Origin of the sequence: Aquincola tertiaricarbonis, assembly GCF_000969605.1 — a bacterium.
Lineage (GTDB): Bacteria > Pseudomonadota > Gammaproteobacteria > Burkholderiales > Burkholderiaceae_C > Aquincola > Aquincola tertiaricarbonis.
In genome coordinates, this window is sequence record NZ_JZUE01000023.1 from 59,908 (window position 1) to 73,274 (window position 13,367).

At 70.2% G+C, this 13,367-nt stretch carries 13 protein-coding genes; 11 read left to right on the forward strand and 2 right to left on the reverse strand.

Going from position 1 to position 13,367, the window contains the following annotated elements; all coding sequences use genetic code 11:
• The first annotated feature begins 273 nt into the window (after nucleotides 1-273).
• The 10 genes from VO99_RS21880 (at nucleotide 274) to VO99_RS21925 (ending at nucleotide 10,026) form a co-directional block, all read left to right on the forward strand.
• Nucleotides 274-2,178: an O-linked N-acetylglucosamine transferase, SPINDLY family protein gene (locus VO99_RS21880; RefSeq protein WP_052736545.1), complete on the forward strand. Its 1,905-nt coding sequence runs from the start codon at nucleotides 274-276 to the stop codon at nucleotides 2,176-2,178.
• A 52-nt stretch (nucleotides 2,179-2,230) separates the two neighbouring features.
• Complete coding sequence (locus VO99_RS21885; RefSeq protein WP_046115056.1) at nucleotides 2,231-2,881, forward strand: TetR/AcrR family transcriptional regulator; 651 nt, start codon at nucleotides 2,231-2,233, stop codon at nucleotides 2,879-2,881.
• Between the two features lie 130 nt (nucleotides 2,882-3,011).
• Nucleotides 3,012-3,536 carry a TRAP transporter small permease gene (locus VO99_RS21890; protein ID WP_046115057.1) on the forward strand — a complete coding sequence of 175 codons (525 nt, stop codon included), beginning with the start codon at nucleotides 3,012-3,014 and terminating at the stop codon, nucleotides 3,534-3,536.
• On the forward strand, nucleotides 3,533-4,813 hold the full coding sequence (locus VO99_RS21895) for a TRAP transporter large permease subunit (RefSeq protein ID WP_046115058.1): 1,281 nt from the start codon (nucleotides 3,533-3,535) through the stop codon (nucleotides 4,811-4,813). Before VO99_RS21890 ends, VO99_RS21895 begins: the two co-directional genes overlap by 4 nt.
• A gap of 45 nt (nucleotides 4,814-4,858) precedes the next feature.
• Nucleotides 4,859-5,866, forward strand: a complete 1,008-nt coding sequence (locus tag VO99_RS21900) for a TRAP transporter substrate-binding protein (protein WP_046115059.1) — start codon at nucleotides 4,859-4,861, stop codon at nucleotides 5,864-5,866.
• Nucleotides 5,867-5,900: 34 nt separating this feature from the next.
• A complete protein-coding gene (locus VO99_RS21905; RefSeq protein WP_046115060.1) occupies nucleotides 5,901-6,779 on the forward strand; it encodes a shikimate dehydrogenase in 879 nt (292 codons plus the stop codon).
• A gap of 23 nt (nucleotides 6,780-6,802) precedes the next feature.
• Nucleotides 6,803-7,657 (forward strand): VOC family protein, encoded by an 855-nt coding sequence (locus tag VO99_RS21910; protein WP_232315466.1) that lies wholly within the window; start codon nucleotides 6,803-6,805, stop codon nucleotides 7,655-7,657.
• On the forward strand, nucleotides 7,654-8,559 hold the full coding sequence (locus VO99_RS21915; RefSeq protein ID WP_046115062.1) for a sugar phosphate isomerase/epimerase family protein: 906 nt from the start codon (nucleotides 7,654-7,656) through the stop codon (nucleotides 8,557-8,559). The genes VO99_RS21910 and VO99_RS21915 overlap by 4 nt, the downstream gene beginning before the upstream one ends.
• Nucleotides 8,556-9,023, forward strand: a complete 468-nt coding sequence (gene aroQ, locus VO99_RS21920) for a type II 3-dehydroquinate dehydratase (protein WP_046115063.1) — start codon at nucleotides 8,556-8,558, stop codon at nucleotides 9,021-9,023. Before VO99_RS21915 ends, aroQ begins: the two co-directional genes overlap by 4 nt.
• A gap of 106 nt (nucleotides 9,024-9,129) precedes the next feature.
• Nucleotides 9,130-10,026 carry a DUF4394 domain-containing protein gene (locus VO99_RS21925; protein ID WP_046115064.1) on the forward strand — a complete coding sequence of 299 codons (897 nt, stop codon included), beginning with the start codon at nucleotides 9,130-9,132 and terminating at the stop codon, nucleotides 10,024-10,026.
• A 19-nt stretch (nucleotides 10,027-10,045) separates the two neighbouring features.
• On the opposite strand, the gene VO99_RS21930 is transcribed toward VO99_RS21925, so the two are convergent.
• Nucleotides 10,046-10,837 (reverse strand): LytR/AlgR family response regulator transcription factor, encoded by a 792-nt coding sequence (locus tag VO99_RS21930; RefSeq protein WP_046115065.1) that lies wholly within the window; start codon nucleotides 10,835-10,837, stop codon nucleotides 10,046-10,048.
• A complete protein-coding gene (locus VO99_RS21935) occupies nucleotides 10,834-11,895 on the reverse strand; it encodes a sensor histidine kinase (protein WP_046115066.1) in 1,062 nt (353 codons plus the stop codon). The genes VO99_RS21930 and VO99_RS21935 overlap by 4 nt, the downstream gene beginning before the upstream one ends.
• Before the next feature lie 62 nt (nucleotides 11,896-11,957).
• On the opposite strand from VO99_RS21935, the gene argH reads away from it, so the two are divergent.
• Entirely contained in the window at nucleotides 11,958-13,355 is a 1,398-nt protein-coding gene (gene argH, locus VO99_RS21940) for an argininosuccinate lyase (RefSeq protein ID WP_046115067.1), read from the forward strand.
• The last annotated feature ends 12 nt before the right edge of the window (nucleotides 13,356-13,367 follow it).

Here is a 13,367-nt window from a genome sequence, read left to right on the forward strand (position 1 = left end):
AACAACCCTTTGCTGGACAGCGGCCGAAGGCCAGGCGGTGCCCGCCACACCCTCCCGATCGGCTGTTCCTTCTAGCCGGCCCGGGAGGGTCTTCCGGGGCTTCAACACCGTTGTGCAGCGTTGATGGAAGCCTTATCGGAAGCCGTTTCTCCCGACTTGAGCCCTGTTGCCACAAACATGTGTAAATGACCTGCAAGCGCGGGGCTGTTCGTGGTATTGCGGATTTGCCAGGCGCCTAGATTCCCGGCACCCGCTTTTCACAGGTGCCTTTTCATGCTGACCCGCCATCTCCGCAAGCCGCCCGCCGCCGAACCCGTACGCGGCACCGCGCGCACCTGGCAGGAGGCTGAATCGATGCTGGCCTCCATGGTCAAGCACCCGCGCTTCGGGCTGGACCAGTGGCTGGCGCTGGGCAGCGCCCGGCTGCAGCTGGGTGACTACGACGGCCTCGTGGAAGCCGCGCGCCAGGCCCAGGCCATCGAGCCCGACAACCTGCAGGCGGTGCATCTGCTCACCTCCGGCCTGATGAAGCAGTCGCGCTGGAAGGAAGCGCTGGCGCTGTTCGAGCAGCACGGCCAGGGCAAGGCCCGCGAGCACTACCAGTTCGTCAGCAACCATGCCACCACGCTGGCCGAGATGGGCCGCCATGCCGATGCGGTGCCCATCTACCTGGAAGCGATGGTGCTGTGCGTGCAGGACCCGGCCATCCACATGAAGCTGGGCCTGTCGCTCAAGGAAATGAAGATGTTCGAGGAGGCCGCCGAGAGCTTCCTCACCGCCGTGACGCTGCAGCCCGACCGCTTCGCCGCGCAGGTGATGGTGATCCACCTGCGGCAGTTCGCCTGCGCCTGGGGACAGCTGGAGGCCGACATGGCCAGCATGCGCAGCGCGCTGGAAGCCATGGAGATCGACCCCGCCAGCACCCGCGGCGAAGGTGCCGCCTGGGCGTTGGCCGCGCTGGACATCCCGCCCGCGCTGATGCTCAAGGCCACCCGACAGGTGGCCGAGCGCTGCGCCCTGGGCGCCACGCCGCTGCCGCGCCGCCGCGTGGCCGCCGCCGGCAGCCGGCCGCTGCGCATCGGCTACGTGTCGGCCGACTTCCACAGCCATGCCACCTCGCTGCTGCTGGTGGAGGCGCTGGAGGCCCGCGACCGCTCGCGCTTCCATGTGACGCTGTATTCCCACGGCCGCAACGACGGCAGTGCCACCCAGCACCGGGTGCGCGCTGCCTGCGAGCGCTTCGTGGACATGCGCGAGATGACGCTGGCCGAGATGGCCCGCCGCATCCACCAGGACGAGATCGACGTGCTGGTGGACCTGAAGGGCCAGACCTACGAGAACCGCCTGGGCGTGTTCGCCTACCGGCCGGCGCCGATCCAGGTCTCCTTCCTCGGCTTTCCCGGCACCTCGGGCGCCAGCTACATCGACTATTTCATCGGCGACCGCCATGTGACGCCGCTGGAACATGCGCCGCACTATGCCGAGCACATCGCGCAGATGCCGGGCTGCTACCAGCCCAACGACAGCCAGCGCCCGCACCCGGCCCCGCACGAGCGGGTGCAGTGGGGCCTGCCGCGCGAAGGCATCGTGCTCGGCAACTTCAACCAGAGCTTCAAGCTGCTGCCCGAGACCTTCGACGCCTGGGTGCGCATCCTGCAGGCGGTGCCGGGCAGCATCCTGTGGCTGCTGGCGGACAACCAGCAGGCCATCCGCAACATCGAGCGGGAGGCCGCCGCCCGCGGGCTGGACCCGCAGCGCATCCGCTTCGCGCCGCGGGTGGGCATCGAGCACCACCTGGCGCGCCTGCCGGTGGTGGACTTCATGCTGGACAACTGGCCCTGCAGCGCGCACACCACCGCCAGCGATGCGCTGTGGATGGGCGTGCCGGTGCTCACGCTGATGGGCGAGGGCTTCGCCTCCCGCGTGGCCGGCAGCCTGCTGCACAGCGTGGGCCTGCCCGAACTGGCCTGCACCAGCGTGCAGCAGTACGAGGACACCGCCGTCGCCCTGATGCGCGACCCGGCCCGGCTGCAGGCCATGCGCCGCCACTTGAGCGAAGGCCGCCAGGGCTTCGTGCTGTTCGACGGCGCCCGTTTCGCACGCGACCTGGAGTCGCTGTACGAACGCATGGCCGAGCGCGACCGCCAGGGCCTGCCGCCGGCCGCGCTGGCGGCCTGAGCGTCCCACGCGGTGCTGGCGTCGCAGGGACCTCACCTGCTACGCTTGCAAAATGAACGAAACGGTACATTCCGAGCGCCGGGCCACCCGCACCAACGACCCCGACCGCACGATGGCCGACATCATCGAGGTGGCCACGCACGAGTTCTCGGAGAAGGGGCTGGCGGGGGCGCGCATCGATGTGATCGCCGAGGCCATGCGCACCAGCAAGCGCATGATCTATTACTACTTCGGCAGCAAGGAAGGCCTGTACCTGGCCGTGCTGGAGGCGGCCTACAGCCGCATCCGCAGCATCGAGGCGGAGCTGCACCTGGAGGACATGGCGCCCGAGGCCGCGCTGCGCACGCTGGTGGCCTTCACCTTCGACTACCAGGCCGCCAATCCCGACTTCATCCGCCTGGTGATGAACGAGAACATGCACCGCGGCGAGTACCTGGCGCAGAGCAAGACCATCCAGCGGCTGAACGTGCCGGCCATCGACTCGGTGCGCGAGATCTACGAGCGCGGCGTGCGCGAGGGCGTCTTCCGCGCCGGCGTCGATCCGGTGTCGCTGCACATGGCCATCGCAGCGCCGTGCTTCTTCAACGTGGCCAACCGCCACACCTTCGGCCTGATCTTCAAGATCGACTTCGACGATCCCGCCGCCACCGCGACGCGGCGCGAATCCATCGTCGAGATGATCGTGCGCTTCGTGCGGCGTTGAACGCGCCGGCCGCTGCGGCCGGCCGCGCGTCTCGGGCACCGGGTAATCCCGGGTGTTTGAAAACTAACTAGTTCGTACATTCACGGCAGGCGTACGGCACTGCATCGGCGCCGCTGATGGAGACACCCGCATGGACGCCTGGATCGACCGGTTCTGCCAACTCATCGACGCCCTCATCGGCCTGGCCCTGGCGGTCATGGTGGTGCTGGTGTTCGGCAACGTGGTGCTGCGCTACGGCTTCAACTCCGGCATCACCGTGTCGGAGGAGCTGTCTCGCTGGCTCTTCGTGTGGATGACTTTCCTGGGCGCCATCGTCGCGCTCAAGGAGCACGGCCACCTGGGCACCGACATGGTGGTGGCCCGGCTGCCGCGGCTGGGCAAGCGCCTGTGCGCGGTGGTGGGCCTGGTGCTGATGCTGTTCGTCACCTGGCTGCTGTTCTCGGGCAGCCTGCAGCAGGCGCGCATCAATGCCGACGTGACCGCGCCCACCAGCGGGCTCTCGATGGGCATCTTCTACGGGGCGGGCGTGGTGTTCGCGGTGTGCAGCGGCGTGCTGCTGCTGCGTGAGCTGGCGCGCAGCGCCAGCGGCCGGGCTGGCGACGACGAGCTGGTGATGGTGCAGGAATCCGAAGACACCGTGCGGGGTGTGAAATGACGGTGTTCGTCTTCCTCGGCTCGCTGCTGGCCGCCATGGCCATCGGCATTCCCATCGCCTATTCGCTGCTGCTGTCCGGCGTGGCGCTGATGTGGCACCTGGACCTGTTCGATGCACAGATCCTGGCGCAGAACGTGATCAACGGCGCCGACAGCTTCCCGCTGCTGGCGGTGCCCTTCTTCATGCTGGCCGGCGAGATCATGAACGTGGGCGGCCTGTCGCGCCGCATCGTGACGCTGGCCCTCACGCTGGTGGGCCACCGCCGCGGCGGCCTGGGCTTCGTGGCCATCGTGGCGGCCTGCCTGATGGCGGCGCTGTCGGGCTCGGCGGTGGCCGACACCGCGGCGCTGGCCGCACTGCTGCTGCCGATGATGGTGCGCGCCGGCCACGACAAGGCCCGCGCCGGCGGCCTCATCGCCTCGGCCGGCATCATCGCGCCGGTGATCCCGCCGTCCATCGGCTTCGTCATCTTCGGCGTGGCGGCCAACGTGTCGATCAGCAAGCTGTTCCTGGCCGGCATCGTGCCGGGGCTGCTGATGGGCGTGGCCATCGCCATCACCTGGTGGTGGGTGGCCAAGCGCGAGGCGGTGGAGCCGCCGCCCAAGGCCACGCGGGCCGAGAAGCTGAAGGCGCTGCGCGAGTCGGCCTGGGCGATGTTCCTGCCGGTCATCGTGCTGGTGGGCCTGAAGATGGGCGTGTTCACGCCCACCGAGGCCGCGGTGGTCGCTGCCGTCTACGCGTTGGCCGTCAGCACGCTGGTGTACCGGGAGATGACCTTCCGCCAGACCTGCGAGGTGTTCGTGTCCGCCGCCAAGACCACCGCGGTGATCATGTTCCTGGTGGCCGCGGCCATGGTCTCGGCCTGGCTCATCACCGTGGCCGACATCCCCAGCAAGATGATCGGCCTGCTCGAGCCCTTCATGGACAACCCGACGGTGCTGCTGCTGATGATCATGCTGCTGGTCATCGCAGTGGGCACCGCGATGGACATGACCCCCACCATCCTGATCATGACCCCGGTGCTGATGCCGGTGGTCAAGGCCGCGGGCATCGACCCGGTGTACTTCGGCGTGCTGTTCATCATGAACAACGCCATCGGCCTCATCACCCCGCCGGTGGGCACGGTGCTCAACGTGGTGGCCGGCGTGGGCAAGATGAAGATGGACGAGGTCACGCGCGGCGTGCTGCCGTTTATGACGGCGCAGTTCGCGGTGATGTTCCTGCTGGTGTTCTTCCCTTCCATCGTCACCGTGCCTGCGCGGTGGTTCGCAGGCTGAGCCGCGCGCCCCGCCGTTTTCCGTCCGACCCAAGGAGACAAGACCATGAAGACCTTCGCCCGCTCGATCTGCATCGGCCTGGCCGCGCTGCTGCCGCTGGGCGCCGCCCTGGCGCAGGACATCAAGGAGCGCACCGTCAAGTTCGCGTTCCAGAACCAGACCGGCCATCCGCAGGCGCAGGGCGCCGCCAAGTTCGCCGAGCTGGTGGCGGCCAAGTCGAACAAGAAGATCACGGTCAAGCTGTTCCCGGGCGGCACGCTGGGCGGCGACCTGCAGACCGTCTCGGCGCTGCAGGGCGGCACGGTGGAGATGACGGTGCTCAACGCCGGCATCCTGACCGCGCAGGTGAAGGACTTCGCGGTGTTCGACTTCCCCTTCCTGTTCAACAACGCCCAGGAAGCCGACGCCGTGACCGACGGCGAGTTCGGCAAGGGCCTGCTGGCCAAGCTGGCCGAGAAGAACATCATCGGCCTGGGCTACTGGGACCTGGGCTTCCGCAACGTCACCAACAGCAAGCGGCCGATCGCCCGGCTGGAAGACTTCGCCGGCCTGAAGCTGCGCGTGATCCAGAGCCCGATCTACATCGACCTGTTCAACACGCTGGGCGCGAATGCCACGCCGATGCCCTTCCCGGAGCTGTACCCGGCGCTGGAACAGAAGGCGGTGGACGGCCAGGAGAACCCGAACACGGTGATCCTGAGCAGCAAGTTCAACGAGGTGCAGAAGTACCTCTCGGCCACGCGCCACATCTACAACCCGCAGGCGCTGATCGTCAGCAGGAAGCTGTGGGACAGCCTGTCGGCCGACGAGAAGAAGCTGTTCACCGAGGCCGCGGCCGAGGCCACCACCTTCCAGCGCCAGGCTTCGCGCAGCGCCGCCGACACCGCGCTGGCCGAGCTGAAGAAGTCCGGCATGCAGGTCAACGAGATCGCGCCGGCCGAGCTGCAGCGCATCCGCGAGAAGGTGCAGCCGGTGATCGACAAGCAGACCGCCAACGTTGGTGAGGCCACCGTCAAGGCGCTGTACGCCGAGATCGCCAAGGTGCGCAAGTAACCCGTATAGACAAGCTGCCAGCCTGCCGCCCGCCATGAGTTCCGTCGACATTCCCCGCAAGGCCCTGGTGGGCCTGATCGGCGCGGGCATCCAGCGCTCGCTCACGCCCGCCATGCATGAGCAGGAGGCGCAGTGCCAGGGCCTGCGGCTGCACTACCAGCTGATCGACCTGGACCGCGCCGGCGTGGGCGCCGAGGCGCTGCCCACGCTGATCGAGGCCGCCCGCATCATGGGCTTCGACGGGCTGAACATCACCTACCCATGCAAGCAGGCGGTGATCCCGCTGCTGGACGAACTCTCCGACGAGGCGCGCACCATGGGGGCGGTGAACACCGTGGTGTGCCGCGGCGGGCGGCTGGTGGGCCACAACACCGATGGCTCCGGCTGGGTGGAGGCCTTCCGCCGCCGCCTGCCGGGCGCGGACCTGTCGCGCGTGCTGCTGCTGGGCGCGGGCGGGGCGGGCGCCGCCATCGCCCATGCGGCCCTGCGCATGGGCGTGCAGCACCTGGTGGTCAACGACCGGGAGCCGCAGCGGGCCGAGGCGCTGGTGCAGGCGCTGCAGCAGGCGCATGGCGCCGGCCGCGCCAGCGCGCAGGCCGAGGTGGCCGCGGCCATCCAGGGCGCGACGGGCCTGATCCACGCCACCCCCACCGGCATGGACAAGCTGCCCGGCCTGCCGCTGCCCGAGGACCTGCTGCACCCCGGCCTGTGGGTGGCCGACGTGGTGTATTTCCCGCTGGACACCGCGCTGCTGAAGGCCGCGCGGGCCCGCGGCTGCGCCACCGTGGACGGCGGTGGCATGGCGGTGGGCCAGGCGCTGGGTGCCTTCCGGCTGTTCACCGGGCTGGAGCCCGATGCGCAGCGGGTGGATGCCCATTTCCGCCACCTGCTGGCGCAGCGCGCCGACGCCTGAAGGAGCATGCCGAGATGACCGTGATGGCCGAGAGAGAAGTGCAGGCCGATGCCAGCAACCCGCTGGGGCTGGAGGGCATCGAGTTCGTGGAGTACGCCACCAGCCGGCCGCAGGCGCTGGGCCATGTGCTGGAGCAGATGGGCTTCCAGCCGGTGGCGCGCCACCGCTCGCGCGAGGTGCTGCTGTACCGCCAGGGCGGCATGAACATCGTGGTGAATGCGCATGGCGGCAAGGCAGGCGAGCTGCCGCCCGAGGCGCCGCAGATCAGCGCCATCGCGCTGCGGGTGCGCGATGCGGCCGCGGCGCGCCGCCGCGTGATCGAGCGCGGCGCCTGGGAGGTGCCGGTGCAGGTGGAGCCGATGGAGCTGAACATCCCGGCCATCCACGGCGTGGGCAGCAGCCGGCTGTACTTCGTCGACCGCCACCGCGAGTTCTCCATCTACGACGTCGACTTCATTCCCATCCCCGGCGTGGACCGGCAGCCGCAGGCGCTGGCCGGGCTGCAGTGGTTTGGCGTGGTGCAGTACATCGGCCGCGACCGGCTGGACGACTGGTGCGCCTTCTACAGCGCGCTGTTCGGCTTCACGCTGCTGGCCGACGACCAGCGCTTCGGCATCCTGCCCAGCGGCCGGGTGCTGGCCAGTCCTTGCGGCACGTTCTACCTGCAGCTGGTGGAGCCGGAGGCTGGCGCGGCCGATGGCGACGAGGCGCTGCAGCGCGTGGCCTTCGGGGCGCCCGACGTGCTGGCCGCGGTGGCGGCGCTGCGCGGGCGCGGCGTCGGTTTCGTCGAGACGCCCAGCCTGCACACCGGCCAGCGCGGCGCGCTGACGCAGACCTGGTTCGACGGCAGCACGATGTTCGAGCTGGTGCATCGATGAGCGCCGCCGCCGTGAACATCGCCGACTTCGGCATGGACACCATCACCATGGCCGGCCCGCTGGAGGCCAAGCTGGCGGCCATGAAGGCGGCCGGCTTCGGCCAGGTGATGCTGATGGCGCGCGACCTCGTCGGCCATCCCGAGGGCGTCGACGCTGCGGTGCGGGCCGTCAAGGCCAGCGGCCTGCGGGTCACCGGCTTCCAGGTGCTGCGGGATTTCGAAGGCCTCTCGGGCCACCTGCACGAGTACAAGGTGGACATCGCCAAGAGCATGCTGGCGATGTGCGCCGCGCTCGGCTGCCGGGTGCTGCTGGCCTGCTCCAGCACCAGCCAGCATGCCAGCGCCGATCCCGACGTGATCGCCCGCGACCTGCGCAAGCTGGCGCTGCTGGCGCTGCCGCACCGCATCAACGTGGCCTACGAAGGGCTGAGCTGGGGCCGCCACATCAACGAGTTCACCCAGGCCTGGGACGTGGTGCGCCGGGCCGACCTGCCCAACCTGGGCATCGGCATCGATTCGTACCACATCTTCGCCACGCAGACGCCGCTGGACGGCCTGGCCGCGGTGGATGCCCGGAAGATCTTCCTGGTGCAGCTGTCCGACTTCATGTGGAACGAGGTGCGCACGCCCGAGGAACGCATGGCCACCGCCCGGACCTTCCGCGTGTTTCCCGGCGAGGGCGTGCACAACGAGCGGCTGGTGGGCCTGGTGCGCCAGCTCGACCGTATGGGCTACCGCGGCGACTACAGCTTCGAGGTGTTCAACGACGACTACCAGCAGCTGCCGCTGCCGGTGGTGGCCGAGCGCGCCCGCCGGGCGGCGGTGTGGCTGGGCGAGGACATACTGCGCCGCTCGACTCCGCTGCCCAACCGCATGCAGCTCAAGCCCCGCACCGCACCATGAAGATCCTGCTCATCAACGGCCCCAACCTGAACCTGCTCGGCACCCGCGAGCCGCAGATCTACGGCGCCACCACGCTGGCCGACGTGGAAGCCGCCGCCAAAGCACAGGCGCAGGCCGCCGGCGCCGAGCTGGCCGCTTTCCAGAGCAACCACGAAGGCGCGATCGTCGATGCCATCCATGCCGCGCGCACCGACGGCACCGGCTACATCGTCATCAACCCCGGCGCCTTCACCCACACCAGCGTGGCCATCCGCGATGCGCTGTCCGGCGTGGCCATCCCGTTCATCGAGGTGCACATCAGCAACGTGCACAAGCGCGAGCCGTTCCGCCACCACTCCTATCTGTCGGACGTGGCGGTAGGCACCATCGTGGGGCTGGGCACGATGGGCTATTCGCTGGCCTTGCAGTACGCGCTCGCGGCCCTGGCCACGGCCGGCGGCGGAAAGTTCCCTGCGGCCCCCTGATGCGGGGTGCGGGGTGCATCCAGGCGGGGTGGTTGCTGCGTATGCAGCTGCGCGCAGGCCGCAATCCGGCGGTCTCGCGCACTACAACCCGCCAGGAGTCCACCCCATGTCCCCGATCTTTTCCGTTCGCCGCATCGCCGCTGCCGCCTGTGTGCTGGCCGGCGCTGCCGCCGCTCCCGCCATGGCGCTGCCGGTCATCGGCCTGACGACGACGAACGCACTGGTCACCTTCGACAGCGCCACGCCCACGGCCGGCTCGTCGCTGATGAACATCACCGGCCTGCAGGCCGCCAACGAGCGCATCCTGTCGATCGACCTGCGCCCGACGACCGGCATGCTGTACGGCATCAGCAGCGCGTCCAACGTGTACAGCCTGTCGATGAGCGGCGCCGCCAGCTTCGTCGGCACGCTGTCGGCCCCGCTGAACGGCTCCGCCGTCGGCCTGGACTTCAACCCCGCGGCCGACCTGTCGGGCGCCGCCTCGCTTCGCGTGGTCAGCAGCAGCGGCCAGAACTACGCCTTCAACGTGAACACCGGCGCCACCACCGTGGCCACGCCGATCTCGGCCGGCCTGTCGTCGGTCGCCTATTCCAACAACGACACCGACGCCAGCACCGCCACGTCGCTGTACTACGTCGACACCGCCAGCGACACGCTGAAGGTGGCCACCACCGCCTTCAACAATCCCACCATCACCACCGTGGGCTCGCTGGGTATGGACGTGAACGGCGTGTCGGGCTTCGACATCGGCGCCGGCAACATGGCCTATGCGGCCTTCACCGATGCCGACACCGGCAAGAGCGGCCTGTACAGCATCAACCTGTCCACCGGCGCCAGCACCATGGTGGGCGCCTTCGGCATCGGCGGCAACACCGCCATCGCCCCGCCGCTGCTCGGCCTGGCCGTCTCGCCGGTGCCGGAACCCAGCACCTACGCGCTGATGTTCGGCGGCCTGCTGGCCGTGGGCGCCGTCGCCCGCAAGCGCGCCAAGCAGGCTCGCTGATCGACCCCGGGGCGCCGCGCTACCAGCGCGCCGCCTCGATGGCCTCTCGCACCGCAGCCAGCTGCCGGCGCGAGACGGCCAGCCACTCGCCGGTGGGCGCCACCTGGGCGGCCCAGCCTTCCCCGGGCTCCCCGGCGTCCTCCGGCTGCGCGCCGGGCTCCGGCGTGGCGCGGCGCTCCAGCGCCCGCACCGCATCCCGCGCCACCAGCGCATTGCGGTGGATGCGCAGGAAGCGCTCGCCCAGCCTGGGCGCCAGCTCGGTGAGCGATTCGTCCAGCACGTAGCTGCGCTGCGCGGTGCGCAGCGTCACGTACTTCAGCTCGGCCTTGAGATACAGCACCTCGGCCAGCGGCACCCGCCACACGCGGCCGCGTTCGGTCACCACCAGGGCCGGCACCTCGGGCGGCAGCGCCTGGTAGCGCGCCAGCCGCTGGGCCACGCGCTGCAGCGCGGCCTGCAGCCGCTCGCGCCGCACCGGCTTGGTCAGGTAGTCCACCGCTTCCAGCTCGAAGGCCTGCAGCGCATGGTCGGCATGCGCGGTGACGAACACCACCGCCGGCACCCGCGACAGCTGCTTCAGCTCGGCCGCCAGCTGCATGCCGCTGGCACCGGGCATCTGCACGTCCAGCAGCACCGCGTCGCATGGATGCAGCTTCAGCCAGGCCAGGGCCTGGGCGCCGTTGGCGGCTTCGGCGGCCACCTCGCAGCGCGGCTCGGCGCAGTCGCGCACCAGCGTGGCCAGCCGCAGCCGGGCCAGCGGTTCGTCGTCCACGATCAGCAGGCGCAGGGCGGGTGAGGTCGGGCGGTTCATCGCACCAGGGGTTCGTCGGGCAGGGTGATGCGCACGCGCCACCAGCCGTCCAGCCGGCGGGCATCGAAGCGGGCGCCCAGGTCGTGCATCAGCCGCAGCCGTTCCTGCACATTGGCCAGGGCGATGCCGTGGCCCGGCGCGGCAGCGGCCGTGCCCGCCAGGGTGTTGTCGATGCTGATGGTGACCTCGCCGCGGCGGGTCTCGGTGCGCACCCGCACCACGCCGCCCTCGGCCGCGGGCTCCACGCCGTGGTGAACCGCGTTTTCCACCAGCGGCTGCAGCAGCAGCGGCGGCACGCGGGCGCGGCCGGCGGCCGCGTCCAGTTCCCACAGCACGCGCAGCCGCGGGCCGAAGCGCACCTGCTCGATGGCCAGGTAGCGCTCGGCCAGCGCGAGTTCTTCGGCCAGGGTGACCGAGGCCCGCTGCTCGGCGATGGCGGTGCGGAACAGCTCGGCCAGGTCCTCCAGCACCTGCTCGGCCTTGGCCGGGTCCACCTGCACCAGGGCCAGCGCGGTGTTCAGGGCATTGAACAGGAAATGCGGCCGGATGCGGGACTGCAGCTCGGCCAGCCGGGCATCGGCATCCGCCGGCCGCAGCGAGCGGGCGCGCGCCTCGATCCACAGCGCCAGCGGCAGGGCCAGTGCCGCGCCGGCCAGCGGCAGCGACAGCAGCCGCGGGCCACTGGCCGCGGCCGCCTGCCACAGCAGCAGCGGCGCGGCGGCCGCGATGCCGGCCAGCGCGCCCAGCGCCGTGAGCATGGCCAGCCGGCTGCGCGGCGCGAGCCGGCCCAGCGCACGGCGCAGGCCGCAGGCCGCCACCAGCCACAGCAGCGTGCCACCCATGCCGGCCAGGATGGCCGGGCCCAGCGCGGCCAGTGCCTGCGCCCAGCCGTCCGCCGCAAACAGCACACCCACCAGCGCCGCGGCCTGCACTGCCACCAGCGCGCGGAAGGCCAGCGCCGGCTGGCACAGGCGGTAGCCGTCGTCGGCCAGGCCGGCCGCAGGGGCGGGCTGGGGGCCGGTAGCGGCAGGAGCCAGGGTGTCGGCGGGCCAGGTCATCGCAGGTGGGGTCGATAAACTCGCGGGTTCCGCGCCATTGTGTGCGTAGCGCTGCATCCGTCATGTCCAAGAACCAACTCGACAAAAAATCCCAGGCCTGGTCGGCCCTGTTCTCCGAGCCGATGAGCGAGCTGGTCAAGCGCTACACCGCCAGTGTCGACTTCGACAAGCGCCTGTGGCAGGCCGACATCGACGGCAGCCTGGCCCATGCGGCGATGCTGGCCGCGCAGGGCGTGATCGGCACCGACGACCTGGCCGCCATCGAGCGCGGCATGGCCCAGATCCGCGCCGACATCGAGGCCGGCACCTTCGAATGGAAGCTGGACCTGGAGGACGTGCACCTCAACATCGAGGCGCGGCTGACGCAGCTGGTGGGCGATGCCGGCAAGCGGCTGCACACCGGACGCTCCCGCAACGACCAGGTGGCCACCGACGTGCGGCTGTGGCTGCGCGGCGAGATCGATGCGCTGCTGCCGCTGCTGGCGCAGATGCAGCGCGCGCTGGTCAGCGTGGCCGAGAAGAACACCGAGACCATCCTGCCCGGCTTCACGCACATGCAGGTGGCCCAGCCGGTGAGCTTCGCCCACCACATGCTGGCCTACGTGGAGATGTTCGCCCGTGACGCCGAGCGCCTGGCCGACGTGCGCAAGCGGGTCAACCGCCTGCCGCTGGGCGCCGCCGCGCTGGCCGGCACCAGCTACCCGCTGGACCGCGAGCGCGTGGCGCGCACGCTGGGCTTCGACGGCGTGTGCCAGAACAGCCTGGATGCGGTGAGCGACCGCGACTTCGCGATCGAGTTCAGCGCCTTCGCCAGCATCACGATGATGCATGTGTCGCGCCTGGCGGAAGAACTGGTGCTGTGGATGAGCCAGAACTTCGCCTTCATCGACCTGGCCGACCGCTACTGCACCGGCTCGTCGATCATGCCGCAGAAGCGCAACCCGGACGTGGCCGAGCTGGCCCGCGGCAAGAGCGGCCGCGTCTTCGGCCACCTGATGGCGCTGCTGACGCTGATGAAGGGCCAGCCGCTCACCTACAACAAGGACAACCAGGAAGACAAGGAGCCGCTGTTCGACACCGTGGACACGGTGCGCGACACGCTGCGCATCATGGCCGAGATGGTGGAGGGCATCGTCGTCAAGCCCGAGGCGATGGAGCGTGCGGCCCTGCGCGGCTACGCCACCGCCACCGACCTGGCCGACTACCTGGCCAAGCGCGGCGTGCCCTTCCGCGATGCGCACGAGGTGGTGGCCCATGCGGTCAAGACCTGCCTGCAGCGCGGCATCGACCTGGCCGAGCTGCCGCTGGACGAGCTGAAGGCGCTGAACGCCGCCGTGGGCGACGACGTGCAGCAGGTGCTCACGCTGCGCGGCTCGCTGGAGGCGCGCAATGTGCTGGGCGGCACCGCGCCGGTGCAGGTGCGGGCGCAGATCGCGCGGCACCTGGAACGGCTGAAGTAGCCATCGCGCGGC